Source organism: Limnohabitans sp. 2KL-51, assembly GCF_003063645.1.
Lineage (GTDB): Bacteria > Pseudomonadota > Gammaproteobacteria > Burkholderiales > Burkholderiaceae_C > Limnohabitans_A.
This window is the reverse complement of record NZ_NESJ01000005.1, coordinates 75503-99757: the sequence shown is the minus strand read 5'-3', so window position 1 is coordinate 99757 and position 24255 is coordinate 75503. Positions and strand designations below refer to the sequence as shown.

At 60.7% G+C, this 24255-nt stretch carries 25 protein-coding genes; 19 read left to right on the top strand and 6 right to left on the bottom strand.

The genetic code is table 11. The features are described from left to right. Window position 1: 1 nt before the first annotated feature. On the top strand, window positions 2-1480 hold the full coding sequence (gene gatB / locus B9Z49_RS06570) for an Asp-tRNA(Asn)/Glu-tRNA(Gln) amidotransferase subunit GatB (protein ID WP_108352636.1): 1479 nt from the start codon (window positions 2-4) through the stop codon (window positions 1478-1480). Window positions 1481-1550: 70 nt separating this feature from the next. Continuing rightward, on the top strand, window positions 1551-2462 hold the full coding sequence (locus B9Z49_RS06565) for a restriction endonuclease (protein WP_108352635.1): 912 nt from the start codon (window positions 1551-1553) through the stop codon (window positions 2460-2462). Here B9Z49_RS06565 and B9Z49_RS06560 read toward each other — a convergent pair. Beyond that, the gene (locus B9Z49_RS06560) at window positions 2444-3613 is read right to left on the bottom strand and encodes a Fic family protein (protein WP_108352634.1); all 1170 of its coding nucleotides are present in this window, start codon (window positions 3611-3613) and stop codon (window positions 2444-2446) included. The genes B9Z49_RS06565 and B9Z49_RS06560 overlap by 19 nt on opposite strands. 155 nt (window positions 3614-3768) lie before the next feature. Between B9Z49_RS06560 and B9Z49_RS06555 the strand changes: the two genes are divergently transcribed. Beyond that, window positions 3769-4029 (top strand): prevent-host-death protein, encoded by a 261-nt coding sequence (locus B9Z49_RS06555; protein ID WP_108352805.1) that lies wholly within the window; start codon window positions 3769-3771, stop codon window positions 4027-4029. Window positions 4030-4120: 91 nt separating this feature from the next. Here the strand turns inward: B9Z49_RS06555 and B9Z49_RS06550 are convergent, their stop codons facing one another. Next, entirely contained in the window at window positions 4121-5131 is a 1011-nt protein-coding gene (locus B9Z49_RS06550) for a fumarylacetoacetate hydrolase family protein (protein WP_108352633.1), read from the bottom strand. A gap of 113 nt (window positions 5132-5244) precedes the next feature. Here B9Z49_RS06550 and B9Z49_RS06545 point away from each other — a divergent pair, with 113 nt between their 5' ends. From B9Z49_RS06545 to B9Z49_RS06535, 3 genes are all read left to right on the top strand, one after another. Continuing rightward, entirely contained in the window at window positions 5245-6072 is an 828-nt protein-coding gene (locus tag B9Z49_RS06545; RefSeq protein WP_108352632.1) for an IclR family transcriptional regulator, read from the top strand. 65 nt (window positions 6073-6137) lie between these two features. Further along, entirely contained in the window at window positions 6138-7511 is a 1374-nt protein-coding gene (locus B9Z49_RS06540) for a DUF3108 domain-containing protein (RefSeq protein WP_233254535.1), read from the top strand. 100 nt (window positions 7512-7611) lie between these two features. Beyond that, window positions 7612-7893 (top strand): DUF3567 domain-containing protein, encoded by a 282-nt coding sequence (locus tag B9Z49_RS06535; protein ID WP_108352631.1) that lies wholly within the window; start codon window positions 7612-7614, stop codon window positions 7891-7893. A gap of 7 nt (window positions 7894-7900) precedes the next feature. Here B9Z49_RS06535 and B9Z49_RS06530 read toward each other — a convergent pair whose 3' ends face one another. Beyond that, window positions 7901-8977 carry an AbrB family transcriptional regulator gene (locus tag B9Z49_RS06530; RefSeq protein WP_108352630.1) on the bottom strand — a complete coding sequence of 359 codons (1077 nt, stop codon included), beginning with the start codon at window positions 8975-8977 and terminating at the stop codon, window positions 7901-7903. Window positions 8978-9008: 31 nt separating this feature from the next. Beyond that, window positions 9009-10343, bottom strand: coding sequence for an aminotransferase class III-fold pyridoxal phosphate-dependent enzyme (locus B9Z49_RS06525; protein WP_108352629.1), 1335 nt, complete (start codon window positions 10341-10343; stop codon window positions 9009-9011). 200 nt (window positions 10344-10543) lie between these two features. Between B9Z49_RS06525 and purU the strand changes: the two genes are divergently transcribed. The 3 genes from purU (at window position 10544) to B9Z49_RS06505 (ending at window position 14038) form a co-directional block, all read left to right on the top strand. After that, window positions 10544-11392 (top strand): formyltetrahydrofolate deformylase, encoded by an 849-nt coding sequence (purU, locus tag B9Z49_RS06520; RefSeq protein ID WP_108352628.1) that lies wholly within the window; start codon window positions 10544-10546, stop codon window positions 11390-11392. Window positions 11393-11562: 170 nt separating this feature from the next. Next, on the top strand, window positions 11563-12444 hold the full coding sequence (locus B9Z49_RS06510; RefSeq protein WP_108352626.1) for a LysR substrate-binding domain-containing protein: 882 nt from the start codon (window positions 11563-11565) through the stop codon (window positions 12442-12444). A gap of 85 nt (window positions 12445-12529) precedes the next feature. Further along, window positions 12530-14038 (top strand): FAD-linked oxidase C-terminal domain-containing protein, encoded by a 1509-nt coding sequence (locus tag B9Z49_RS06505; RefSeq protein ID WP_108352625.1) that lies wholly within the window; start codon window positions 12530-12532, stop codon window positions 14036-14038. Window positions 14039-14208: 170 nt separating this feature from the next. On the opposite strand, the gene radA is transcribed toward B9Z49_RS06505, so the two are convergent. After that, entirely contained in the window at window positions 14209-15594 is a 1386-nt protein-coding gene (radA, locus tag B9Z49_RS06500) for a DNA repair protein RadA (protein ID WP_108352624.1), read from the bottom strand. 28 nt (window positions 15595-15622) lie between these two features. Beyond that, window positions 15623-16672: a nitronate monooxygenase family protein gene (locus B9Z49_RS06495; protein ID WP_108352803.1), complete on the bottom strand. Its 1050-nt coding sequence runs from the start codon at window positions 16670-16672 to the stop codon at window positions 15623-15625. A 172-nt stretch (window positions 16673-16844) separates the two neighbouring features. On the opposite strand from B9Z49_RS06495, the gene hpaR reads away from it, so the two are divergent. The 10 genes from hpaR (at window position 16845) to hpaI (ending at window position 24229) form a co-directional block, all read left to right on the top strand. Next, the gene (gene hpaR, locus B9Z49_RS06490) at window positions 16845-17336 is read left to right on the top strand and encodes a homoprotocatechuate degradation operon regulator HpaR (protein ID WP_108352623.1); all 492 of its coding nucleotides are present in this window, start codon (window positions 16845-16847) and stop codon (window positions 17334-17336) included. Further along, on the top strand, window positions 17333-17965 hold the full coding sequence (locus tag B9Z49_RS06485) for a fumarylacetoacetate hydrolase family protein (RefSeq protein WP_108352622.1): 633 nt from the start codon (window positions 17333-17335) through the stop codon (window positions 17963-17965). Before hpaR ends, B9Z49_RS06485 begins: the two co-directional genes overlap by 4 nt. Further along, complete coding sequence (locus B9Z49_RS06480) at window positions 17962-18726, top strand: fumarylacetoacetate hydrolase family protein (protein WP_108352621.1); 765 nt, start codon at window positions 17962-17964, stop codon at window positions 18724-18726. The genes B9Z49_RS06485 and B9Z49_RS06480 overlap by 4 nt, the downstream gene beginning before the upstream one ends. A 2-nt stretch (window positions 18727-18728) precedes the next feature. Next, window positions 18729-20198 (top strand): 5-carboxymethyl-2-hydroxymuconate semialdehyde dehydrogenase, encoded by a 1470-nt coding sequence (hpaE, locus tag B9Z49_RS06475; protein WP_108352620.1) that lies wholly within the window; start codon window positions 18729-18731, stop codon window positions 20196-20198. Window positions 20199-20267: 69 nt separating this feature from the next. Then, entirely contained in the window at window positions 20268-20543 is a 276-nt protein-coding gene (locus B9Z49_RS06470) for a hypothetical protein (RefSeq protein ID WP_108352619.1), read from the top strand. Next, on the top strand, window positions 20540-20935 hold the full coding sequence (locus tag B9Z49_RS06465; protein WP_108352618.1) for a type II toxin-antitoxin system VapC family toxin: 396 nt from the start codon (window positions 20540-20542) through the stop codon (window positions 20933-20935). Before B9Z49_RS06470 ends, B9Z49_RS06465 begins: the two co-directional genes overlap by 4 nt. Before the next feature lie 37 nt (window positions 20936-20972). Next, complete coding sequence (gene hpaD / locus B9Z49_RS06460; protein ID WP_108352617.1) at window positions 20973-21899, top strand: 3,4-dihydroxyphenylacetate 2,3-dioxygenase; 927 nt, start codon at window positions 20973-20975, stop codon at window positions 21897-21899. Between the two features lie 94 nt (window positions 21900-21993). After that, window positions 21994-22425, top strand: coding sequence for a 5-carboxymethyl-2-hydroxymuconate Delta-isomerase (locus B9Z49_RS06455; protein WP_108352802.1), 432 nt, complete (start codon window positions 21994-21996; stop codon window positions 22423-22425). Between the two features lie 3 nt (window positions 22426-22428). Next, on the top strand, window positions 22429-23250 hold the full coding sequence (hpaH, locus tag B9Z49_RS06450) for a 2-oxo-hept-4-ene-1,7-dioate hydratase (protein WP_108352616.1): 822 nt from the start codon (window positions 22429-22431) through the stop codon (window positions 23248-23250). A 163-nt stretch (window positions 23251-23413) separates the two neighbouring features. Continuing rightward, window positions 23414-24229, top strand: coding sequence for a 4-hydroxy-2-oxoheptanedioate aldolase (hpaI, locus tag B9Z49_RS06445; RefSeq protein WP_108352615.1), 816 nt, complete (start codon window positions 23414-23416; stop codon window positions 24227-24229). Window positions 24230-24255: the final 26 nt, after the last annotated feature.

Genomic DNA, 24255 nt, shown 5'->3' with positions numbered 1-24255 from the left:
CATGAGCAAACTCGTCCAAGGCTACGAAGTCGTCATCGGCTTTGAAACACACGCCCAACTCTCGACCAAGAGCAAGATCTTCAGCCGTGCCTCGGTGGCGTTTGGTGCCGAGCCCAACACGCAAGCTTGTGCGGTGGACATGGCCCTGCCCGGCACGCTGCCCGTGATGAACATCGGCGCCGTAGAACGAGCCATCGAATTTGGCTTGGCCATCAACGCGCACATTGCCGAGCGGAGCATCTTTGCGCGCAAAAACTACTTCTACCCCGACCTGCCCAAGGGCTACCAGATCAGCCAGTTTGAGATCCCCGTAGTGCAAGGCGGCGAGGTGTCGTTCTTCTTGGAAGTGGGCAAAGAGACCGTTCGCAAAACCGTGCGCCTGGAGCGTGCCCACCTCGAAGAAGACGCGGGCAAGTCGCTGCACGAAGACTCGAGCTTGGGAGCGTCCATCGGAGATGGCCGTGGCCAGTCCGGCATTGACCTGAACCGCGCTGGCACGCCTTTGCTGGAAATCGTGACCCAGCCCGACATGCGCAGCAGCGAAGAGGCCGTGGCCTACGCCAAAGAACTGCACAAAATCGTCACCTGGATCGGCATTTGCGACGGCAACATGCAAGAAGGCAGCTTCCGCTGCGACGCCAACGTGTCGGTGCGCAAGCCCGGTGGCCAGCTGGGCACACGCCGCGAGATCAAGAACCTGAACAGCTTCAAGTTCATGCAGCAAGCCATCGACTACGAAGTGCGTTGGCAGATCGACCAAATCGAAGACGGCCACACCATCCAGCAAGCCACCGTGCTGTTCGACCCCGACACGGGCGAAACCCGCGCCATGCGTACCAAGGAAGACGCCGCCGACTACCGCTACTTTCCGGACCCGGACCTGCCACCCCTGGTGATTGGCCGCGACTGGGTCGAGCGCGTCAAAGGCGAAATGGCCGAGCTGCCCCGCGTGATGGGCGAGCGCTTCGTTAAAGAGTACGCGCTGCCCGAATACGACGCCACGCAACTCACGCAAAGCAAGGCGGTTGCCGCCTACTTTGAAGCCACCGCCAAGGCATGCGGTCAGCCCAAACTGGCCAGCAACTGGATCATGGGCGAAGTCTCACGCCGCCTGAATGCCAGCGAGCTGGACATCGAGCAAGCCCCGGTGAGCGCAGCCCAACTTGCGGCACTCATCGGCCGCATCAGCGACAACACCATCAGCAACAACGCGGCGCGTCAAGTGTTTGAAGGCTTGTGGAATAAAGAAGGCGAAGTCGACGCCATCATCGAAGCCAAAGGCCTCAAGCAAATGAACGACACCGGTGAGCTGGAAAAAATCATCGACGAAGTGCTGGCCGCCAACCCCAAGAACGTCGAAGAGTTCAAGGCGGGCAACGCCAAGGCACTGAACGGCCTGGTCGGCCCGATCATGAAAGCCAGCAAGGGCAAGGCCAATCCGGGGCAGGTCAATGCGTTGTTGATGAAGAAGCTGGGCTGACTTCGAGTGCCATTTCCAGAGTTTCTGGCTTTCGGGCCACAAAATCGCGTTAACTTCATTGAGTCCCTCTATGGCTGTTCCAGATTTTCAGGCTTGCATGCTTCCTTTCCTCCTCCATCTTTCGGATGGGGCTGAGCACACCCCTAAGGACACCGAAGAAGGGATTGCACAAAAATTTGAATTGACGCCTGAAGATCTCACCGCGCTGCTACCTTCTGGACAGATGACTGTCTTTAAGAGTCGCGTTGGTTGGGCTCGAACCTACCTGAAGAAGGCAGGTCTTCTTGATTCACCAAAACGCGGTGTTTATGTCATTACACAACGCGGCAGACAAGTGCTTGAGCACAATCCCACACACATCAATATCAAATTTCTTGAGCAATTTCCAGAATTCATTGCCTTCCAAAACGCATCAAAACCATCGCGTAACGAAGATCTTTCATCTGGAAGCGAGGGTCTAGAAGTATCTCCAGCAGAAACCATTGAACTTGCCCACCAAGAACTTCGAAATCAATTAGCAGATGAACTTCTGAGTAGGATTCTTGAATGCTCCCCAGAGTTCTTCGAAAACTTGGTCGTTGAGCTGCTTGTGAAGATGGGCTACGGAGGTTCTAGGCGAGACGCGGGGGAGCGAGTGGGGCAGTCGGGTGATGGAGGTATTGATGGCATCATCAAAGAAGATCGCCTCGGACTCGATACCATTTTTATTCAAGCAAAGCGCTGGCAGGGGTCAGTCGGCAGACCTGAAATTCAAAAATTTGTGGGTGCTCTTCAAGGTCAGCGTGCACGAAAAGGTGTCTTCATCACGACCTCGATGTATACCCAAGATGCCAAGATCTACGTTGAAAACATTGACACCAAAGTTGTTTTGATCGACGGTCAACGTTTGGCGAGTTTGATGATTGACTTTGACGTTGGTGTTTCGCAATCGGCGACCTATGTCTTGAAGAAAATTGACATGGATTACTTTGAAGGTGCCTGATCGCTGGGGAATCGCGGCAAACGGTTTAAATCCAGGTCCTGCAGCCAATACCGCGTCCCCCGCCCCGCCCCCGTCTGCACCAACACCCCCATCTCGCACAGCGCCGTGAGTTCGCGGTAGGCGGTGGCGCGTGACACGCGGCAGAGGTTCACGTATTTCTCGGTGCTGATGCCGTTGGCAAATCCTTCAGGCCCCACGTCATAGAGCTTGTTGATCGCTTTTGTTTGGGTGGGCGTGAGTTGCGGGTGTTGCTCGCGCAGTTCTGACCAGAAGCGGGTTTTGCGCATGGCCGCTTGCATATGCTCAAAGGTGGCATCGGCGGCTTTGTGCACACAGCCCACAAACCATTGCACCCAAGGCGTCACGTCCATGTGGGCTTGCCCGGTGGCCGCTTGCAGTTGGGCGTAGTACCCCGCCCGGTCCAGCCACATTTGCTGCGACAGGCTCCACAAGCGTTTGTCGGTTTTCAGGTCTTGCGCCAGGGCCATTTCTACCAGCGCCCTTCCAACACGGCCGTTGCCGTCTTCAAAGGGGTGAATGGCTTCTAGCCACAGGTGCGCCAGAGCCGCACGCACCAGGCCATCGGTTTGGCTCAGGCTGCTGTTGAACCAGTCGATCAGCTGCGTCATCTGGTCAGGCACGTCGGCCGAATCGGGTGCTTGGTAATGGACGATGTCGGGCTTGCCCAAACGCGGCGTGACGATCTGCATGAGTTCGGCATGGTCACGGTAAGCGCCTGTGCGAATTTTCTGGATGCCGCTGCGTCCGGTCGGGAACAAGGCAGCTTGCCAGCCGTACAGAGTGTCGTGGCTCAAGGGCTGCTGGCTTTGTTCGATGGCCGCTTGCAGCACATCGAGCGTGGCTTCGGTGCGTGCGTCGCGCTCCAGCGCTTTGGCATCGGCCAAACCCAGCCGCCGAGCAGCAGAGGCCCGCACTGAATTGACTTGCAGCGTTTCACCCTCGATCTGCGCCGTGGCGATGGCTTCGTCGGCCCAGCCTTGCAACTGCAAGTCACCCAGGTCAATCAGTTGCAGATGACTGGCCAGCCCCATGGCACGCCCTTGTGCATAGCGTGCACCAGCCAGCGACGGTTGCAGCGCAGTCAAATCAACCTGAAATTCAGGCCAGCAAGGGGATTGCCAGAGGTACATGAAGCGTATTTTAGGGATTTACGCTTCACATGTGAAGCGTAAATGGCTTTTTTACGCCTCACAGCTTCGAGCAGCATGCAGCTGATCGAGAAATTTGATTGACAAATCAACCCATACTCGCAACATACAAATCTTAAACCTGAGGGATGGCGACCATGGGCAATCACACATTCACAAGCGGCAACTTCACGCGAAGCGTCTCAGCCGTCAAACGTGCCGCCTTAGAGGGTCCGGTGTTCATCACCGAATGGGGCCGCCCCGCGTTTGCCCTGCTCAAAATCGACGACTACTACCGCATGGCCGGAAAATCAACCACACCCCTGCTGAAGGTGATGGATGGCATTCCGGGCGGTGAAGGCATCGACTTCGATCCGCCCAAGCTGGGTATCCGTGTTCAGGCCAAATCCTTGGATTGACAGCAACTCAAACGTTAAGTCTGATCAGGGCGTTTACCACGCCCATCGCCCACAGGGTGGTCTCCCACGAGGGAATGACCCTCTACTGGCTTTAGCGCTCCAGCGGCACAACTTCCTGCTCAATCGCGCCAAACAAACTCTCACCGTTTTGGCCCTTCATCTCGATGCGGATGGTGTCGCCGAACTTCATGAATTCGGTGCCAGGCTTGCCGTCCAGGATGGTTTCGATGGCGCGTTTTTCGGCGATGCAGCTGTAGCCTTTTGGCCACTCAGGTTTGCCGTTGACTTCCACGCTTTTGTTGCTCACGGTGCCGCTGCCCACGATGGAGCCTGCGCGCACGTTGCGGGTTTTGCAGATGTGGGCGATCAACTGACCAAAGTGGAAGGTCATCTCGGGGCCGGCTTCGCACATGCCGACTTTGCGGCCGTTCCAAGTCGACTGCAGCGTCAGGTGCACGCGGCCGCCTTGCCAGGCGTCGCCCAGTTCGTCGGGCGTGACGGCCACGGGGCTGAAGGCGGTGGCGGGTTTGCTTTGCAAGAAGCCAAAACCTTTGCCCAGCTCAGCAGGTATCAGGTTGCGCAGGCTCACGTCATTGGCCAGCAAGAGCAGTCGCACGCTCTCGATCGCATCGTCAGCGCTGGTTTGCATGGGCACATCGCCGGTGATGACAGCGATCTCGGCTTCAAAGTCGATGCCAAAGGCTTCGCTGGCGCAGACCACCGGGTCGCAAGGGCCCAGAAGATCGTCACTGCCACCTTGGTACATCAGCGGGTCGGTGTAAAAACTGGCGGGCACTTCGGAGTTGCGCGCCGCACGGACCAGCTCCACATGGTTGATGTAGGCGGAGCCATCGGCCCACTGGTAGGCACGTGGCAGCGGGGCCATGCATTGCGCCGGGTCAAACGGGAAAGCGTGGCGGGCTTTGCCCTGGTTGAGGGTGGTGTACAGGTCTTCGAGCTGGGGGGCCAGAAAGTTCCAGTCGTCCAGCACTTGCTGCAACTTGCTGGCGATGCCGGTCGCATAATGAGCGGTACTCAGGTCGCGCGAAACCACCACCAGTTGTCCATCGCGTGAGCCGTCTTTGTAGGTCGCCAATTTCATGATTTTTACCTGTTTGTTCCGTCATTCAAAGCCAAGTTCACCATGACTGAATCACGTATTAAATTACGCATTGTTAAACTCGTTTAACTAAACGAAACCAGATTCTAGAGCATATGGCCATCGAAAGCACCTTGGACACGACCCCGGACGGGGACAAAGAACGCGCGGGCATCCAGTCGGTGGAGGTGGGTTTTGCCTTGTTGGACGTACTGGCCCAAGCCCCGGGCCCCTTGATGCTGCGCGACCTGGCCAGTGCGGCGGGCATGAGTGCAGCCAAGGCCCACCGCTACCTGGTGAGCTTTCAGCGCCTGAACTTGGTGGTGCAGGATGGCAACACCCGCTATGAACTCGGCCCCGCCACTTTGCGATTGGGCCTGGCCACATTGTCCCGGCTGGACGCGGTCAAACTGGCGCGCGAGCGCTTGCCTACCTTGATGGACCAAACCGGTCACACCTTGGCACTGGCCGTCTGGGGCAACCGGGGGCCGACCCTGGTGCATTGGCAAGAAACCCCTTTGGCCATGCCCGTCAGCTTGCGCCTGGGCGATGTGATGCCGCTTCTGTCGTCGGCCACAGGTCGGTGTTTTGCGGCCTTCATCGGCCACGGCGGCGCAGCCGACAAGGCCCAGCCCATGATCGAAGCCGAGCTGGCCCTGGCCCGCAAGCTGGGCCGCAGCGATTTGCCGTCAACCCCTGCACAAGTCCAAGCCATGCTGAGCGAGACCCGGGCGCAAGGCCTGGGCCGAGTGGTCAATGTGCTGTTGCCGGGCATTTCAGGCCTGTGTGCGCCCGTGTTCGATGCAGACGGGCACTTGGCCTTGGGCGTGGTGTCGCTGGGGTCGTCGGCCACCTTCGACGCCGACTGGCACGGCCCCGTGGCTCAGCCGCTGCGTGCATTTGCGCATCAACTGTCGGCCGACCTGGGTTGGCGCGCCGCCTGAGTGCAGCACCCTGCGCATTCAAGGCCTCCTCATGCCCACACCTTTGACCCACGCCGTGTGAACCCATGAACCCGGTGCAGCCCACTCACCCCCAGCCGCCGCTGCCCGACGCACAGCGGTCAGAGCGGCCAAGCACACGCAGCTTGCTGTGCTGGGGAGCGCTGGTGTTGGCGCTGCACCTGGTGGTGCTGCTGAGCCTGGCGGGCACACTGGACTGGCAACTGAGCAAACCCCATACGCTGCGCACGGGCCCCATGCAGACCCGAACCATCCCAGCCCCAGCGGGTGCCACTGCGGCTTCGGACCCCAGCCAAACACCTGAAGCCCGCACGCGCGTGGCCTTGGTTGAAAAACCCAAACCCAAACCCGCGCCAAAACCTGCGCCCACACCCAAGCCAGACACACAGAAAACTGCAGCGGACCCCAGCACGACGCCAGAAGACAACACCTCTCCACCCGCGGACCCGCCCGTGCCAGAACAGGCGTTGGCTAAAGAGCTGAATAAAGAGCTGGACAAAGTCGCCACCCTGGCCACCCCAGACCCAGTGCCAGCGCAGCTCCCTGTCACCCAGACCGACACCACTACAGACCCCAACGCGGACAAGGCCCTTGCTGTGACCCCTGGCACGCAGACCCCGAGCACCGCCAAGTCTGAGGTGCCTGAACCTATTCAAAGTCCTATCCCGAGCGTCGCAGCCATCGAAGCCGCCGCCAAGTCCGCCGAACCCCACCCCGAGCGCATCGCCAACGCCACCATGGCCTTGCCCGAGATGGCCTTGGGCTCGCTGCCCTCCCCAGCCTTGCTGAGCTACCGCCTCAGTGGCCAGGAAAAAGGCATCACTTACCAAGCCTCAGGCGAGCTGCGTTGGCAGCACAACGACAGCGCCTACGCCATGAGCCTGACGGTCAAAGCCTTTTTACTGGGGTCAAGGCACTGGCGCAGCGTAGGCCAGATCAACGCCACCGGCTTGGCCCCGACCCGCTTTTCTGACAGCTGGCGCAGCGAACGGGCGGCCCACTTTGATCGCCCGAACGAGCGCATCGTGTTCAGCAGCAACGCCCCCAAGGCGCCCTTGCAAGCCGGTGCGCAAGACCAGGTCAGCCTGTATGTGCAGTTGGCCGCCGCCATGGCGCAGTCAGGTCAACAGATGACGCCCGGCACCCGCTTGCAAATCCAGACGGTCACCGTGCGCGACGCCTTGCCCTGGCTTTTGACGCTGGAAAAACTGGAAACGCTTCAAATAGACGGCCAAAGCCTGCAAGCGGTCAAATGGGTGTGTCAGCCGCGCAACCGCTTTGATGCGCAAGTCGAGTTCTGGGTATCGGCCGCACACGATTGGCTGCCCGCTCGCATCCGCATCACGCAAGTCAGTGGCAGTTTCATCGACCTTCAACTGACAGGACGCCAAGTCTTGAGCGCATTACCCCTCACGCCATAACCCCACCCCTTGTGGCCCAGCGCGCACCAAAAACCACACCTATTTGAAGTTGTTACACATGCACCCACTTGCAAGGCACAAGTTGAGGGAGAATGAACCCATGAACCTGTTGTACGAATCCGAAACCTTTGCCGTGATGCACATGCTGGCCAATGCGCCGGTTGAAACATCCGCCACCAGCAGCCAGCCCCAGCTAGAGCGCCATGGTTTTGAAATCGTGGACAAACGCTCGGGCAAAGAAGTTTATCTGGACGGATCTTGGGCCGAGATGTTCCAGCAGCAAATTCAGGCCTGGCAACAGCACACGCCTACCCAGGAAGAAGTGGAAGACACGCTTGAAGGCTACACAGGCTTGGCCCAGCACCCCGTATTGGTGCACTGAGCAACGCTCAAGCCTTGGCCAGCCGGCGTGACAGCCAGGCAAACAGCGGCCCCACAATCAACAACACAGCCACCAAACGGCACACCTGAAAAGCCGTGACCACCGGCACACCCAGTTGCAGCACCTTGGCCGTAATGGCCATTTCGGTGATGCCTCCGGGCGCTGTTCCCAAGACCAGCATGGCCGGATGCAAGCCCGTACCCCATGCCAAGGCCATGCCAAACAGCACGGAAGCGCCCATCATCCAAACCGAGCCCCAGGCCACCGAGGCCAGCCAGCGGGGGGCTGTTTTGACGAATTCGCGCCGAAACCGGATGCCCAAGCTTACGCCGATGACCAACTGCGCAGCGTTGGTCAGCGCGTTGGGGACAGCCGACCATTCCCAGCCCGCCAAGGTCACTGCCATTGAAGTCAGTAGCGAACCCATGAACCAAGGGTTGGTGCGGCCCAACTTCAGCATCACCCAGCCGCCGGCGGCCGTCACCAAGCCCAACCAGAGCAAACCCGGCCATTGCGCCAGACGCGGACCGGGCAACAAAGAGGCATCCACCGTCAAACCCCACTGGTGTTGTGCCCACTGCATGCCAAAAGGCACGGCGATCACCACCATCACCAGGCGCATGCTGTGCGCTGCCGCCACCAGATCGGTGCGCGCCCCATAGCGTTCAGCCAACAGCGTCATCTCGGACGCGCCGCCAATCGATCCGGAAAAATACGTGGTGGCAAACAGGGCGCGGGGCGATAAGTGCGACAACTCAGTGCCATGCTGGCGCTGCAACCACAGGCCAAAAAAGGCCCCCAGCGCCAGCGCCCACACCACGGCCAACACAATAGCCCACCACTGGGCCAGCACCAAGGCGCTGACCTGGGGCGTGAAATACAAGCCAAGCGCGGCCCCAATCACCCACTGACCCCCGTTGCGCAAAAGGTTCTCGCTGTGAGTCGGGGCGCCGGCCATGGACGCCAGCGCCGTGATCAGCAAGGGCCCCAGCATCCAGGGAATGGGCGTGCCCAGCCAGACGCACAATTCAGCCGCAAGCCAAGCGGCGGCCAAAGTGCCCAGGGTACGCTGCCAGAACTTCAAGCGGGCACCCCGGCACCGATACCCCAAGGCATCAGGCGTGACGGCGGATGCTGTCGGCGACCGTCTGCACGATCTGGTCGATGTGCGCGTCTTCCACAATGTATGGCGGGCAAATGACGATGTTTTCGCCTGCCGGACGCACCCACACACAGTGGTGGAAGCAGTCCATGAAGATGTTGTAAGCCCTCTTGCCAGGCGAGCCCGCGATGCTGGCCAAATCAACGGCCCCGGCCAATCCCAAGGTGCGGATGCCGATCACATTGGGCAAGCCCTTCATGGCGCTGTGCATCGCGTCGCCCAGCTTCTTGCCTTGTTGGCCCGCGCGGGCAAACAGGTTTTCTTCCTTCATCAAATCCAGGGTGGCAATGGCCGCCGCACAGGCCACGGGGTGGCCGGAATAGGTGTAACCGTGGAAGAACTCGATGGCGTGGTCTGGCGCGTTGGCGTTCATCATCGCGTCATAGATGAAGTCGCGGCAGATCACGCCGCCCAGCGGGATCACGCCGTTGGTCACTGCCTTGGCGAAGTTCAGCATATCCGGCACCACACCGTAGTAATCGGCGCCAAAATTCACACCCAAGCGGCCAAAACCGGTGATGACCTCGTCAAAAATCAGCAAGATGCCATGCTTGTCGCAAATCTCGCGCAGGCGCTTCACATAGCCCTGCGGCGGGATGTACCAGCCCGCGCTGCCCGCAATCGGCTCCACGATCACGGCCGCCACGTTGCTCGGGTCGTGCAGCACCAGGATGCGGTTTTCCAGCTCCAGCAGCGGATCTTCGGCCCAGACGGGTTCCTCGTGGTGAATGTAGGCGTGGTTCACCGGGTCGTGAATAAAACGCATGTGGTCCACGCGGGGCAACAGCTGCGCACCATACACCTTGCGGTTGGCGGGCAGGCCGCCCACGCTCATGCCACCAAAGTTGACGCCGTGGTAACCCTTTTCGCGGCCAATGAAGACATTGCGGTGGCCTTCGCCCCGGGCGCGGTGATAGGCCATCGCCACTTTCAAGGCGGTGTCGGCAGCCTCAGAGCCAGAGTTGCAAAACAACACCTTGTTCAGGTCGCCGGGGGCCATGTCGGCAATCATCTGCGCCGCCTTGAAAGCCTTGTCGTTGCTGGCCTGAAACGCCGTGGCGTAGTCCAGGGTATCGAGCTGCTTTTTGATGGCCTCATTGATAGGGCGGCGGTTGTGTCCCGCGCCTACGCACCAGAGGCTGGAGATGCCGTCGATGATTTTTTTACCATCGTGCGTGGTGAAGTGCATGCCCTCGGCACCCACAAACACGCGTGGGTCTTGTTTGAAAGAGCGGTTGGGCGTGAAGGGCAACCACTGGTTGTCCATGTTCAGGTCGGTGTGGGCCAAGGCAAATGCTCCTGATTTATTGCAACAAACAAGCGTGACAGTTTACGCCTGCCAAAGCCGCAGCGATAGAGCCAGCAGCGGGGGGGCTGTCCAGAGCCGGACAGCGACACCCCCCCCGGCCCCTTCAAAGGCGCTCTTTACAATAGTCACATCTCAAGCCACTCGACTGACGCGAGCGATTTTCGGAAACATTCCACCACATGACCACCACCTACACCCTGACCCTCTCCTGCCCCGACCGCACCGGCATCGTGCATGCCGTGTCGGGTTTTTTGCTGGAGCGCGGGGGCAACATCGAAGAAGCAGCCCAGTACAACGACCGCGACACGGGTCTGTTTTTCATGCGGGTGCAATTCGCCTGTATTCAAGCAGACGGCACGGCACTGAACGCTCAGTGGGCCGCATTTGCCCAGACCTTTGACATGAAGTGGGACCTGCACGCCACCGCCCAACCCATGCGCACCGTGATCATGGTCAGCAAGGAAGGCCACTGCCTGAACGACTTGCTGTTCCGCTGGAAGAGTGGCCTGCTGCCGCTCGACATCCGCGCCATCGTGAGCAACCACCGCGAGTTCTACCAACTGGCCGCCAGCTACAACGTACCGTTCCACCACATCCCGGTGACCAAGGACAACAAGGCGCAGACCGAAGCCAAGCAGTACGAAATCATCCAGGCCGAGGGGGCCGAGCTGGTGGTGTTGGCGCGCTACATGCAGATCCTCTCTGACGACCTGTGCCGCAAATTGGCCGGACGGGCCATCAACATTCACCACTCGTTTTTACCCAGTTTCAAAGGGGCCAAACCCTACTACCAAGCGCACGACCGGGGCGTGAAACTGATCGGCGCCACCGCCCACTACGTGACAGCCGACCTGGACGAAGGCCCGATCATCGAGCAAGATGTGGCCCGGGTTGACCACAGCAAAACCGTGGAAGACCTGACGGCCCAAGGCCGCGACACCGAAAGCCAAGTGCTGGCCCGCGCCGTGAAGTGGCACAGCGAGCACCGCGTGCTGATTAATGGCCACAAGACCGTGATTTTTAAATGAATATTTTTGCGGGACAGATCTTCAGCTCTGTCCTCAACCGATTAAGTTTTGCGGGACAGATCTTTAGCTCTGTCCTCAACCGATTAAGTTTTGCGGGACAGATCTTCAGCTCTGTCCCCAACCGATTAAGTTTGAGATTGATTTTCAACGCCACCCCCAACTGATTGACCATGTCTGCCACGAACGCATCACGCATTCCGCCCATCCAATGCCTGCTGACCTTTGAGGCGTTGGCCCGATTGCGCAGCGTGACCCAGTCGGCCGAAGAGTTGTGCGTAACGCCCAGCGCAGTGAGCCACCGTGTCAAGCAGCTGGAACAAATCATTGGCACCAAACTTTTTGGCCGGGCCGACTTTTCACTCACCACCGAAGGCAACGAATACCTGGCCCATGTTCGCGAGGGCCTAGTGGCTCTGCAGCGCTTTCCCAGCGCCAGCAACATGCCCGGTCGCCGCAAGCTGCGGCTGGCGGTCACGCCCACCTTTGCGCGCTCGGTGCTCATGCCACGCCTGAAACACTTTCTGGACGCCTACCCCGAAATCGACATCACCCTGCAGGTGAGCATTCCCCTGCTTGACGTGGTGGCCGAGGACGCCGACCTGACGGTGCGTTTTGGTACAGGCCGCTATTCGGACATGGAACACGTGTGTCTGGCCAAGGACGACGTGACGCCATTGGCCTCACCTGCCTGGATTCGTGTAAACGGTCCTTTTACCAGCGCTGAAGACCTGCTGGGACAGCCCCTGCTGCGCAGCCCCCTGGAGCCTTGGCGCACCTGGTTCGCAGCGCACGACCTCGACTGGCCTGAGCCGATCGACGGCTCGTCGTTCAACGACATTGGCCTGGTGTGCGACGCCGCCGCCCAAGGCCTGGGCATCGGTCTGATCCGCACCAAGCTGGGCGCGCCTTGGCTCGATAGCGGCCAGCTGGTGCGCTTGTTCGAGCGCAGCGTCCCCAGTCCCCACGCCCACTACCTGTGCTGGCGCACCGGCACCATGGAGCGATGGGAATGCGCCACCTTTGCCGACTGGCTAAAAAAAGCGCTGGCCTGATTTCACAAGACTGTCAAAGATTCTTCAACCCCCTGTGCCGGGCTAGGGCGTACAGTGGAGGTCCTCTTTCAAGGTTTTGCATGCCATGAGCGCCCACACCCCTGCCGAAACACAGCAATTGACCGCCACCGAACGTGCCCAGCGCCAACGCGCTGTGGTGCAGGCGTTAGGTCGGGTGCTGCCCACCGACGCGATTTTGTACACCCCCGAAGACACCACGCCCTATGAGTGCGACGGCCTGACTGCCTACCGTGAGCGCCCCTTGGTGGTGGCCCTTCCCGAAACCGAGGCGCAGGTCCAGGCCGTGCTCAAGGTCTGCCACGCCTTAGCGGTGCCGGTGGTGGCACGCGGCGCAGGCACGGGCCTATCGGGTGGAGCGATGCCGCACCGCATGGGCGTGACGCTGTCGATGGCGCGTTTCAACCAGATCAAACGCGTGGACCCTGTGAGTCGCACAGCCGTGGTGCAGTGCGGTGTACGCAACCTGGCGATCAGTGAAGCGGCCGCACCCTACGGCCTGTATTACGCGCCCGACCCATCCAGTCAGATCGCCTGCACCATTGGCGGCAACGTGGCTGAAAACTCGGGCGGTGTGCACTGTCTCAAATACGGCCTCACTGTCCACAACGTCCTTAAGGTGCGCGGTTTCACCATCGAGGGTGATCCCATCGAGTTTGGCAGCGAAGCGCTCGACACCTCAGGCTACGACTTGATGGCCGTGCTGGTGGGCAGCGAAGGCATGCTGGCGGTGACCACCGAAGTCACCGTCAAGCTGGTGCCCAAACCACAGTTGGCGCGCTGCATCATGGCCAGCTTTGACGACGTACGCAAAGCGGGCGACGCGGTGGCGGCTGTCATTGCTGCAGGCATCATCCCGGCCGGTCTGGAGATGATGGACGGACCCATGACGATCGCGGTGGAAGACTTTGTGCACGCAGGCTACGACCTGAGCGCAGCGGCGATTTTGCTGTGTGAGAGCGACGGCACGCCAGAAGAGGTCGAAGAGGAAATTGGCCGCATGAGCGAAGTGCTGCGCGACTGCGGTGCCACGGCCATCTCGGTCAGCCTAGACGAAGCCCAACGCCTGAAATTCTGGAGCGGGCGCAAAAACGCCTTTCCGGCGTCTGGCCGCATCAGCCCCGACTACATGTGCATGGACTCGACCATCCCGCGCAAGCGCCTGGCCGACATCCTGCAAGCCATCTCCGAAATGGAAACCAAATACGCGCTGCGCTGCCTGAACGTGTTCCACGCGGGCGACGGCAACCTGCACCCGCTGATTTTGTTCGATGCGAATGACGCCGACCAGCTGCGCCGCTGTGAGCTGTTTGGCGCTGAGATTTTGGAAACCAGCGTGGCCATGGGCGGCACTGTGACAGGCGAGCACGGCGTTGGCATCGAAAAAGTAAACAGCATGTGTGTGCAGTTTTCCGCTGAAGAAAACGAACAGATGTTCGCCGTCAAGCGCGCCTTCGACCCACAAGGACTGCTCAACCCCGGCAAGGTGATTCCGACACTCAACCGCTGCGCCGAGTATGGCCGCATGCTGGTGCGGGCGGGGGCGATCAAGCACCCGGAATTGGAACGTTTTTGAGCCACCTTGGATGCGTGCGTTGACCGGACCATCCTCTGGGGCCAGTTGAACTTGCAAAGGGCAGTGGAACTCTGCTGGTTCCCGGATCAAGTTCTGGATGACAAAAAAACCTGTCACCCCGGGCAACGACCCGGGGTCCATGTTGATCCTTATCACTCAGCGAAGCAGAATCAGTCCAACCCGCGCACCACCTGCATGGCCTCTTCGATGCGCTCAACCGGGTAGATGGTCAGGCCTTCAAAGGCCTTGTCGTTTTTCTTGGGGGCGTTGGCCTTGGGCACCACCGCCACCTTGAAGCCCAGCTTGGCCGCTTCTTTCAGGCGGTCTTGTCCACGCGGCGCAGGGCGCACTTCACCGGCCAAGCCGACCTCGCCAAAAGCGATGAAACCTTTGGGCAGGGCTTTGCCACGCAGACTGCTGGTGATGGCCAGCATGACCGCCAAATCGGCCGCAGGCTCACTGATGCGCACACCGCCTACCGCGTTCACAAACACATCCTGGTCCATGCAGGCCACGCCCGCATGGCGGTGCAAAACGGCCAACAGCATGGCCAGGCGATCCCGGTCCAGGCCCACACTCAAGCGCCGTGGCGAAGGGCCACCACTGTCCACCAACGCCTGAATCTCCACCAACAGCGGGCGGGTGCCTTCGAGCGTGACCATCACGCAGCTGCCGGGCACCGGCTCGGCGTGTTGGCTCAAAAAGATGGCGCTCGGGTTGCTCACGCCCTTCAAGCCCTTTTCGGTCATAGCAAACACGCCAATTTCGTTCACCGCGCCAAAGCGGTTCTTGATGGCACGGATCAGGCGGAAATTGGAATGCGTATCGCCTTCAAAGTACAGCACCGTGTCCACCATGTGCTCCAGCACGCGGGGGCCAGCCAGCGCGCCCTCTTTGGTGACGTGGCCGACCAGCACGATGGTGATGCCGGTCGATTTGGCGGTGCGCGTCAGATGCGCGGCGCATTCGCGCACCTGCGCCACAGAGCCGGGGGCGCTGGTCAGTTGGTCTGAATACACCGTCTGGATCGAGTCGATGATGGCGATGCCCGGTTGGCGCGTTTGCAGCGTGTGCAGGATCTTTTCGAGCTGGATTTCGGGCAGCACCGGCACTTGCGAGTCAGGCAGGCCCAGACGGCGCGAGCGCATGGCCACTTGCGCGCCGCTTTCTTCGCCCGTCACATACAGCGTGTTCATACCGCTGCGCTGCAGCGCATCCACCGCCTGCAAGAGCAAGGTGGATTTGCCGATGCCAGGGTCGCCGCCAATCAGCACCACGCCGCCTTCGACCATGCCGCCGCCCAGCACCCGGTCGAGCTCGTCGATGCCAGTGGGGTGGCGTTCAAAATCGGCCGCTTGAATCTGGGCCAAAGGCAGGACTTCAGACGTGGGGGCCAACGAAGCGTGCACCGAACCAAAGCGGTTTTTGCCTGCAGCGGGTTCGCTCGAACCCTCAATCAGGGTGTTCCAAGCGTTGCAGCTGGGGCATTTGCCCATCCAGCGGGCGCTGGTGCCACCGCATTCGGTGCAGGTGAATATCGATTTATCTTTGGCCATGGGACGCAAGTGTGCCTGAGGCTGGCGCTCAGGCTGCGTGCCAAGCGCGCAGAAAATCGCGGGTGATGTCGGCCGCTGCAGCGGTGCGGCAAACGCTGGCGTTTTGGCCAGACCACAGCGGCGTGAAGTCGCTGCTGCCCTGCGCCTCAGCGGCCGAGCGCAAGGGTGCAATGCCTGCTGTGGCCATTGGAAACGCCGGAGCCTGTGCGCACAGGGGCCCCAACTCGCGCATCAGGCGGTTCACGATGCCGCGCGCCGGGCGCCCACTGAACACATTGGTCAAAGCCGTGTGCTGAGCAGCGGGCGATTGCAAAGCTGCGCGGTGCAGCGCACTGGTGGCGGCTTCATGGCTGCATAAATAAGCGGTACCCATTTGCACGGCCGATGCTCCCAACTGCTTGGCAGCAGCCACGCCAGCCGGTGTGGCAATGCCACCCGCCGCAATCACGGGCACTTCCACGGCCCGCACGATTTGCGGCAACAGGGCGAAGGTGCCGATTTGCGTACTCAGGTCTTCGGTCAAGAACATGCCCCGGTGGCCCCCAGCTTCCAGCCCTTGGGCAATGATGGCGTCTGCACCATGGGCCTGCAGCCACTGCGCTTCTGCCACCGTGGTGGCCGATGACAGCACCAGAGATCCCCAGCTTTTGACGCGGGCCAGCAAGTCGGGCGCAGGCAAGCCAAAGTGAAAACTCACCACGGCGGGGCGAAAGGCTTCCAGCACATCGGCGCTGTCATGCCCAAAAGGCACTCGCCCTGGGCCACCAGGCATCTCGGACGGGTCCAGCCCGAATTCGCGGTAATAGGGGGCAAGGGCCTGCTGCCAACGGGTTTCGGCTTCAAGCGAGGGCGCGGGCGGCGTGTGGCAAAAAAAGTTGACGTTGTAGGGTGCACGGGTGACCACCGTCATCGCTTGAAGTTCGGCCTGCAGGGCGTCTGGGCTGAGCATGGCCGCAGGCAGCGCACCCAGCCCACCGGCTTGGCACACGGCCAAGGCCAAACGGTGGTTTTGCGCGCCCGCCATGGGGGCTTGAAAAATGGGCGCTTCCAGGCCCAATTGTTTGATGGCATGTGACATGGGGTCCACTTTAATGCGTGATCGGCCCATCTGTCTTCGCAGCAACAGCCATTGGCTTGAACACATCACCTTTCAGGCCCACGGCCAGACACCGCCCCTTTTCACCCTCAATGCAAAAACAAGGGAAAACACCCAGGTCATAACCTTGCTAATCAATTAACATGTTAAATAAATGCACACCACCCCATTCATCCACCGCAACCTGCCGCGCCTGCTTTTGCAGGCGCGCGAGTCAGTCATGGGTCACACCCGGCCCAGCCTGCGAGCGCATGGCTTGTCCGACCAGCAATGGCGGGTGTTGCGGGTGTTGGGTGAACACGCCCACGACAGCGGGGTGGAAACCGGCCGAGTGGCCAAAGAGGCGTTTTTGCTCGGACCCAGCCTGACGGGTGTGCTCACCCGGATGGAGCGTGACGGTCTGATCGAGCGCCAACGCTGCCCGCAGGACGCCCGCAGAACGGTGGTTCGTGCGACTGCGGTCGGACTGGCCAAAGTGCAAGCCTTGTCGCGCAGCATTGAGGCCCACTACGCCTGGATGGAGGGGCAATTGGGCAAAACAGTCTTGCAGGATTTGTATGCCCTGCTCGACCAAGTCATCGCTCTGGAAGGCGATGGGCCTGTGGCACCCACTGAGCCTACCCGCAAAAAGAAAGCTGCACCATGAAACATTGGCAACCTGCTGGCACCGTTTACGGCTGCTTGCTGAATTTTCAACGCGAATGGGACCTTTGGGCCCCGCGCATGTCACAAGATCCGCACAAAGGCCCTCCCAAGGCACCCGTGCTGTATGTCAAATCGGCCAACACCTTCAACCCGAGCGGAACATTGATGCTGCAAGACGGGGTGCAAGAGGTGGACATCGGCGCCACGCTCGGTCTGGTGATGGGTGCTCATGGCGCGCCCCACAGCGCGGTTCTGCTCAACGACTGGTCTGTGCCGCACGACAGTTATTACCGACCGCCCGTCAAGTTCCGTTGCCGCGATGGGTATTTGGGCTGCGGATCGCCCCCGGTGCCTTGGGCAACCCTGGACACTTCCGGGCTGAGCATCACGGTGCAGCTCAATGGCCAGCGCGTTCAGACGGTGCATCTGTCCGAACTGGTGCGGCCTGTGGCGCGTTTGTTGGCCGACGTGGCCGAGTTCATGAGCTTGCAAGCAGGTGATGTGCTGATGCTGGGTACCGATGTGCTGGCCAACGGCCAAAGACCTCGCGCACGCGCAGGCGACACGGTGTGCCTGACCGTCCCAGGCTTTGCGCCCTGGGTTCAAACCGTGCAGGGAGAATCCGCATGAAACACGCTCGCATTGCTTGGTCTGGGGCCATCCAGCAAGCCATCGAATCCGACGGGCAGTTGCTGATCACACAAGGCCCGCACAAGGGCCACCGCGTGGGCTTTGACGAGGTCGTCTGGCTGCCGCCACTGGCCCCCGTGCCGCAGGCGCGCACCGTCATCGCGCTGGGCCTGAACTACGCCGACCATGCCAAGGAACTCGCCTTCAAAGCCCCCGAAGAACCGCTGGCGTTCATGAAAGGTGAGGCCTCGCTGATCGGCCACAAGGCCTTCACCAAGCGCCCCACTGATGTGAAGTACATGCATTACGAATGCGAGCTGGCCGTGGTCATTGGCCGCACCGCACGCCGCGTGAAGAAGGCCGACGCCTACGACTACGTGGGCGGTTACACCGTGGCCAACGACTACGCGATCCGTGACTACCTGGAAAACTGGTACCGCCCTAACCTTCGCGTCAAAAACCGCGACACCTGCACACCGATTGGCCCCTGGCTGGTGGATGCGGCCGACATCGCCGACCCCATGGCGCTGGCCTTGCAAACCACCGTCAACGGCCAAGTCACGCAAAGCGGCAACACCGCCGACATGGTTTTTGATGTACCCACGCTCATCGAATACTTCAGCAGCTTCATGACCCTGAACCCTGGCGACTTGATCCTGACCGGCACGCCCGACGGCATCGTGAACGTGAACCCGGGCGATGTGGTTGTCACAGAGATCGAAAGCATCGGGGCATTGACCAATACCCTCGTGAAAGCATGAATATGAAAATCGACCACCTCATCAATGGCCAGCGCGTCGCAGGCCGCACCTACTTTGAAACCGTCAACCCCGCCACGCAAGAAGTGCTGGCCGAAGTCGCCTCGGGCGGCGAAGCGGAAGTGAACGCCGCCGTCGCCGCCGCGAAAGCCGCTTTCCCCAAGTGGGCCGCCACCCCCGCCACCGAGCGGGCCAAGATCATGCGCAAGCTGGGAGACCTGATCACCAAGCACGTCCCTGAAATCTCGGAGACCGAAACCAAGGATTGCGGCCAGACCATCAGCCAGACCGGCAAACAACTGGTGCCGCGGGCGGCCGACAATTTTCATTACTTTGCCGAAATGTGCACCCGCGTGGACGGCCACACCTACCCCACGCCCACGCACCTTAACTACACGCTGTTTCACCCGGTGGGCGTGTGCGCGCTGATCAGCCCCTGGAACGTGCCCTTCATGACCGCCACCTGGAAAGTCGCGCCGTGCCTGGCCTTTGGCAACACCGCCGTGCTCAAGATGAGCGAGCTCTCGCCCATGAGCGCCGCACGTCTGGGCGAGCTGGCACTCGAAGCCGGTGTGCCCGCGGGCGTACTCAATTTGGTGCACGGCTACGGCAAAGAAGCGGGCGAGCCCTTGGTCTCGCACCGCGATGTGCGCGCGATCAGCTTCACCGGCTCTACCGTCACAGGCAACCGCATCGTGCAGAGTGCGGGCTTGAAGAAGTTCAGCATGGAGCTGGGTGGCAAGAGCCCCTTTGTGATTTTTGAAGACGCCGACCTCGACCGGGCATTGGACGCCGCCATCTTCATGATCTTCAGCAACAACGGCGAGCGCTGCACCGCAGGCAGCCGTATCCTGGTACAGCAAAGCATCTACGCCGACTTCTGTGCCAAGTTTGTCGCGCGCGCCAAACGCATCACCGTGGGCGATCCGCTTGATGAGAAAACCCTGGTCGGCCCGATGATCAGCCAAGCCCACTTGGCCAAGGTGCGCAGCTACATCGAGCTCGGCCCCAAAGAGGGCGCCACCCTGCTGTGCGGCGGCTTGGGCCAGCCCGGCTACGCAGCCGACCTGCCCGCGCATGTCAAAAACGGCAACTTCGTCTGGCCCACCGTGTTTGCCGACGTCGACAACCGCATGCGCATCGCCCAAGAAGAAATCTTTGGCCCCGTGGCCTGCCTGATCCCCTTCAAGGACGAGCAGGACGCGATTGAAAAAGCCAACGACATTGAATACGGTTTGAGCAGCTACGTCTGGACCGAGAACTTGGGGCGCGCCCACCGCGTGGCGGCCGCCGTCGAAGCCGGCATGTGCTTTGTCAACAGCCAAAACGTGCGCGACCTGCGCCAACCCTTTGGCGGCACCAAGGCCAGCGGCACCGGCCGCGAAGGCGGCACCTGGAGCTACGAAGTGTTCTGCGAGCCCAAAAACGTGGCGGTCTCGTTGGGCGGTCACCACATTCCGCATTGGGGCGTATGACAAATCACCATCATCTGTCATACTTGATGTCATACATTCATTTTGAATATGTATGACAAGGAGTGAGCCATGTTGTCTGTCCGCCTGCCTGAAACTGTTGAACGCGAATTGACCCAATATTGCGCCGCACGCAAACTGAGCAAGTCGCACGTCGTGCAAGAAGCCCTCGCCGAGTATTTGGTCGCGGCCAAAACAGCCTCCGGTCACAACGCAGCGCCGGAGCCCGATCTGTCGTTTCTGGCGCCAGACGACCCGATCCGGCAGTTCATTGGCATCGCCCGGGACGGCCCCAACACAGACGAGTGGATGGCCATCACCCGCGGCGAGGACTGGAACAAACCATGATCCTGGTCGACACCAACGTCCTGCTCGACATCTACAAGGCCGACCCGATCTGGATGCCCTGGTCATTGCAACAACTGCGCAGCGCCAAAGCCGGAACACTGGGCACCAACATGGTGGTGTATGCCGAGCTGGCCGGACACCCGGCAGAGCCTGCGCGTCTGGATATTTTTCTGGACACACTGAATATCCGCCTGGCTGAGTTGACGCGCCCTGCAGCAAGGCTGGCCGGACAGGCTTTTCGACAGTACCGCCGACAAGGCGGCACCAAAACCGGCGTCCTGCCCGACTTCTTCATTGGCGCGCATGCCCAGGCCGAAGGCTTCCAGCTGCTGACCCGCGATGCAGGCCGCTACCGCAGCTACTTCCCGGACATTGACCTGATCAGTCCCTGACCCTCCCCCACCCGCACACGCATCACCAGGACACCCCATGGGACAACTCGCCCTCGCCGCCAAAATCACCCATGTGCCCAGCATGTACCTGAGTGAAATTCCCGGCCCCCGTTTTGGCACGCGCCAAAGCGCCATCGACGGCCACCGGGAGATCAGCCGCCGCTGCCGCGCCATGGGCGTGGACACCCTGGTGGTGTTTGACACACATTGGCTGGTCAATGCCGGTTACCACATCAACTGTGGCGCACACTTCAAGGGCGTGTACACCAGCAACGAACTGCCGCACTTCATCAGCAACATGGCGTTTGAGTCGCCGGGCAACCCGGCGCTGGGGCACTTGCTGGCCCAAGTGGCCAACGACCATGGCGTGGAAACCCTGGCGCACGACGCCACCACTTTGCAGCCCGAATACGGCACGCTGGTCCCGCTGCGCTACATGAACGAAGACCAGCATTTCAAGGTGGTCTCGGTCTCGGCCCTGTGCACCTCGCACTACCTGAACGACAGCGCCCGACTGGGTTGGGCCATGCGCGAGGCGGTCGAAAAACACTACGACGGCAAGGTGGCCTTTTTGGCCAGTGGCTCACTCAGTCACCGCTTTGCGCAAAACGGTTTGGCCCCGGAGTTTGCCCACAAAATCTGGAGCCCCTTCCTCGAAAAACTCGACGAGCAAGTGCTGCGCATGTGGGACCAGCGCGAATGGAAAGCCTTTTGCGAGATGCTGCCCGAGTACGCCAGCAAAGGCCACGGCGAAGGATTCATGCACGACACCGCCATGCTGATGGGCGCTTTGGGTTGGACCGACTACGATGGCGCCGTGGAAATCCTCACGCCTTACTTTGGCGCGTCGGGCACGGGCCAGCTCAACGCACTTTTTGAAGTGACACCCCAAAAGGGTGAGCACATCCCGCCAGCGCAGGCCAGCAGCGCGCAGGGTTACACGGCTGTGAGCACAAGGTTATGAACCTTACCCGTAGGTCGACGGCTTCAGCCCCGACATGGACCTTTGCCAAACCACCAATGTCGGACCTGAAGTTCCGACCTACCAAGACAAAACCATGCCACATCTTGTGATCCTTTACACCGGCCAGTTGGACGCTGAAGTCAACATGACCACCCTGTGCCGCCAGATGGCCGACGCCATGCTCACCGTGAAAGACGAGGAAGGCAAACAGGTCTTTCCAACCGGCGGCACGCGTGTACTGGCTTACCCAGCGCCGCATTACGCGGTGGCCGATGGCGGTGCTGCAGGTAAAGCGGCCGGTGGCACGGGAGACTACGCCTTTGTTTACCTGAACGTGCGCATGGGCCGTGGCCGGAGCGAGGCCACCCAACAACGCGCAGGGCAAACCCTGCTCGAAGAAGCCAAGGTTTTCTTTGCGCCGGTGATGGCCCAGCGCCACATCGGCATCACGCTGCAAATCGATGTCGGCCCCGAGGTGTTTGATGCCAAACACAGCAACCTCCACCCCCTGTTTAACAAGGCCTGAAACATGTCCGTTTTCACCGAAGACCAAATCCAGCAACTCGCCCGCGAGTTGAACCAGTCCGAAAAATCCCGCGTACAAATCGAGCACCTTTCCAAGCGCTACCCGGGCATGACGATCGAAGACGGTTACCGCATCAACCGCGCCTGGATGCAGATCAAATTCGCCGAAGGGCGCAAGATGATCGGCCACAAAATTGGCCTGACCAGCCGCGCCATGCAAGTGTCAAGCCAGATCGACGAGCCCGACTACGGCACGCTGCTCGACGACATGCTCTACACCTGTACGCCAGGCCAGGTGCTGGACATTCCCTTCACCGATTTCATCGCGCCACGCGTCGAGGTCGAATTGGCCTTCGTCCTCAAGAAAGAATTGCGTGGCCCCAACGTGACCGTGCAACAAGTGCTCGAGGCCACCGATTACGTCACGCCTGCCATCGAAATCATCGACTCGCGCATCGAGCAGTTCGACCGCCACACCAAGGTGATGCGCAAGGTCTACGACACCATCAGCGACAACGCGGCCAATGCGGGCATCGTGCTCGGGGCCAAGCGGGTCGATCCGCTGACCACCGACCTGCCCTGGTGCGGCGCGGTGCTGCGACAAAACGGCGTGGTCGAAGAAACCGGTCTGGCTGCAGGTGTGCAAGGGCACCCCGCTGTGGGCATTGCCTGGTTGGCCAACAAGTTGGCCCCATGGGGCGAGCACCTGCAAGCCGGTGAAATCGTGCTGGCCGGTTCGTTCACCAAACCGGCGGTGGCCAAAGTGGGCGATGTGTTTGACGCAGACTACGGGCCACTGGGCAAATTGGAGTTCCGGTTTGTTTGAGCCGTTCGATTCATCTGCAGTGGCTTCGACTTGCGATAGCGGGAGGCTGCTGGGGCCGGGGTGGCGGCCCGAGCTCAGAGGCGCTTCGCTTTGCCACATCGCCCGAGCCGCCACCCCGGCCCCAACATCCTACAAACCTTGATCACTTTAAAGGAGTCGCCTCATGAACACCCCCGTGAATGCATTCAAACAAGCCCTTCTAAACAAACAGCCCCAGATCGGCCTGTGGATGGGCCTGGCCAGCGCCTACACCGCCGAAATCTGCGCCTTGGCCGGGTTTGACTGGCTGGTCATCGATGGCGAGCACGCGCCCAACGACTTGAACAGCATCCAGTCCCAACTGCAGGCCGTGGCCGCTTATCCCGCCAGCCACCCGGTGTGCCGCGTGCCTGTGGGCGAAACGGCGCTCATCAAACAGTACCTTGATTTGGGCGCACAAACCATCCTGGTGCCCATGGTCGACACCGCCGCGCAAGCCGCGCAACTGGTGCAAGCCATGCGCTACCCACAAGACGATGGCCATGGCGGCGTGCGCGGCATGGCTGGGGCGCGGGCTTCGCGCTGGGGTCATTACCCTGACTACGTCAAACGCGCCAACGAAGAGGTTTGCTTGTTGGTGCAAGTCGAATCGCGCGAAGCACTGAAGAACCTCGACGCGATTGTCGCCACGCCGGGCGTGGACGGCGTGTTCATTGGCCCGGCCGACCTCTCGGCGTCCATGGGCCATGTGGGCAACGCCGCACACCCCGAAGTGCAAACGGCGATCGAAGACGCCATCGCCCGCATCCTGAAAGCCGGCAAAGCCCCCGGCATCCTGACGCCCGACCGCCAACTGGCAGCACATTACCTGTCACTGGGCGCGGTGTTTGTGGCTGTGGGCCTAGACACCCAACTCTTGATGCGCCACACCACCGATTTGGCGGCGCACTTCAAGTCGAACTTGCCCGTTGCTGCACCCGACAAAGGCGCAACGTATTAATTGGTTAATTGGGGTCAGATCCCAAT

Bases quoted from the DNA above. Each gene is read 5' to 3' on its own strand.
- gatB (WP_108352636.1), top strand. From the start codon at position 2: ATGAGCAAACTCGTCCAAGGCTACGAAGTCGTCATCGGCTTTGAAACA.
- B9Z49_RS06565 (WP_108352635.1), top strand. From the start codon at position 1,551: ATGGCTGTTCCAGATTTTCAGGCTTGCATGCTTCCTTTCCTCCTCCAT.
- B9Z49_RS06560 (WP_108352634.1), bottom strand. From the start codon at position 3,613: ATGTACCTCTGGCAATCCCCTTGCTGGCCTGAATTTCAGGTTGATTTG.
- B9Z49_RS06555 (WP_108352805.1), top strand. From the start codon at position 3,769: ATGGGCAATCACACATTCACAAGCGGCAACTTCACGCGAAGCGTCTCA.
- B9Z49_RS06550 (WP_108352633.1), bottom strand. From the start codon at position 5,131: ATGAAATTGGCGACCTACAAAGACGGCTCACGCGATGGACAACTGGTG.
- B9Z49_RS06545 (WP_108352632.1), top strand. From the start codon at position 5,245: ATGGCCATCGAAAGCACCTTGGACACGACCCCGGACGGGGACAAAGAA.
- B9Z49_RS06540 (WP_233254535.1), top strand. From the start codon at position 6,138: ATGAACCCGGTGCAGCCCACTCACCCCCAGCCGCCGCTGCCCGACGCA.
- B9Z49_RS06535 (WP_108352631.1), top strand. From the start codon at position 7,612: ATGAACCTGTTGTACGAATCCGAAACCTTTGCCGTGATGCACATGCTG.
- purU (WP_108352628.1), top strand. From the start codon at position 10,544: ATGACCACCACCTACACCCTGACCCTCTCCTGCCCCGACCGCACCGGC.
- B9Z49_RS06510 (WP_108352626.1), top strand. From the start codon at position 11,563: ATGTCTGCCACGAACGCATCACGCATTCCGCCCATCCAATGCCTGCTG.
- B9Z49_RS06505 (WP_108352625.1), top strand. From the start codon at position 12,530: ATGAGCGCCCACACCCCTGCCGAAACACAGCAATTGACCGCCACCGAA.
- radA (WP_108352624.1), bottom strand. From the start codon at position 15,594: ATGGCCAAAGATAAATCGATATTCACCTGCACCGAATGCGGTGGCACC.
- B9Z49_RS06495 (WP_108352803.1), bottom strand. From the start codon at position 16,672: ATGTCACATGCCATCAAACAATTGGGCCTGGAAGCGCCCATTTTTCAA.
- hpaR (WP_108352623.1), top strand. From the start codon at position 16,845: ATGCACACCACCCCATTCATCCACCGCAACCTGCCGCGCCTGCTTTTG.
- B9Z49_RS06485 (WP_108352622.1), top strand. From the start codon at position 17,333: ATGAAACATTGGCAACCTGCTGGCACCGTTTACGGCTGCTTGCTGAAT.
- B9Z49_RS06480 (WP_108352621.1), top strand. From the start codon at position 17,962: ATGAAACACGCTCGCATTGCTTGGTCTGGGGCCATCCAGCAAGCCATC.
- hpaE (WP_108352620.1), top strand. From the start codon at position 18,729: ATGAAAATCGACCACCTCATCAATGGCCAGCGCGTCGCAGGCCGCACC.
- B9Z49_RS06470 (WP_108352619.1), top strand. From the start codon at position 20,268: ATGTTGTCTGTCCGCCTGCCTGAAACTGTTGAACGCGAATTGACCCAA.
- B9Z49_RS06465 (WP_108352618.1), top strand. From the start codon at position 20,540: ATGATCCTGGTCGACACCAACGTCCTGCTCGACATCTACAAGGCCGAC.
- hpaD (WP_108352617.1), top strand. From the start codon at position 20,973: ATGGGACAACTCGCCCTCGCCGCCAAAATCACCCATGTGCCCAGCATG.
- B9Z49_RS06455 (WP_108352802.1), top strand. From the start codon at position 21,994: ATGCCACATCTTGTGATCCTTTACACCGGCCAGTTGGACGCTGAAGTC.
- hpaH (WP_108352616.1), top strand. From the start codon at position 22,429: ATGTCCGTTTTCACCGAAGACCAAATCCAGCAACTCGCCCGCGAGTTG.
- hpaI (WP_108352615.1), top strand. From the start codon at position 23,414: ATGAACACCCCCGTGAATGCATTCAAACAAGCCCTTCTAAACAAACAG.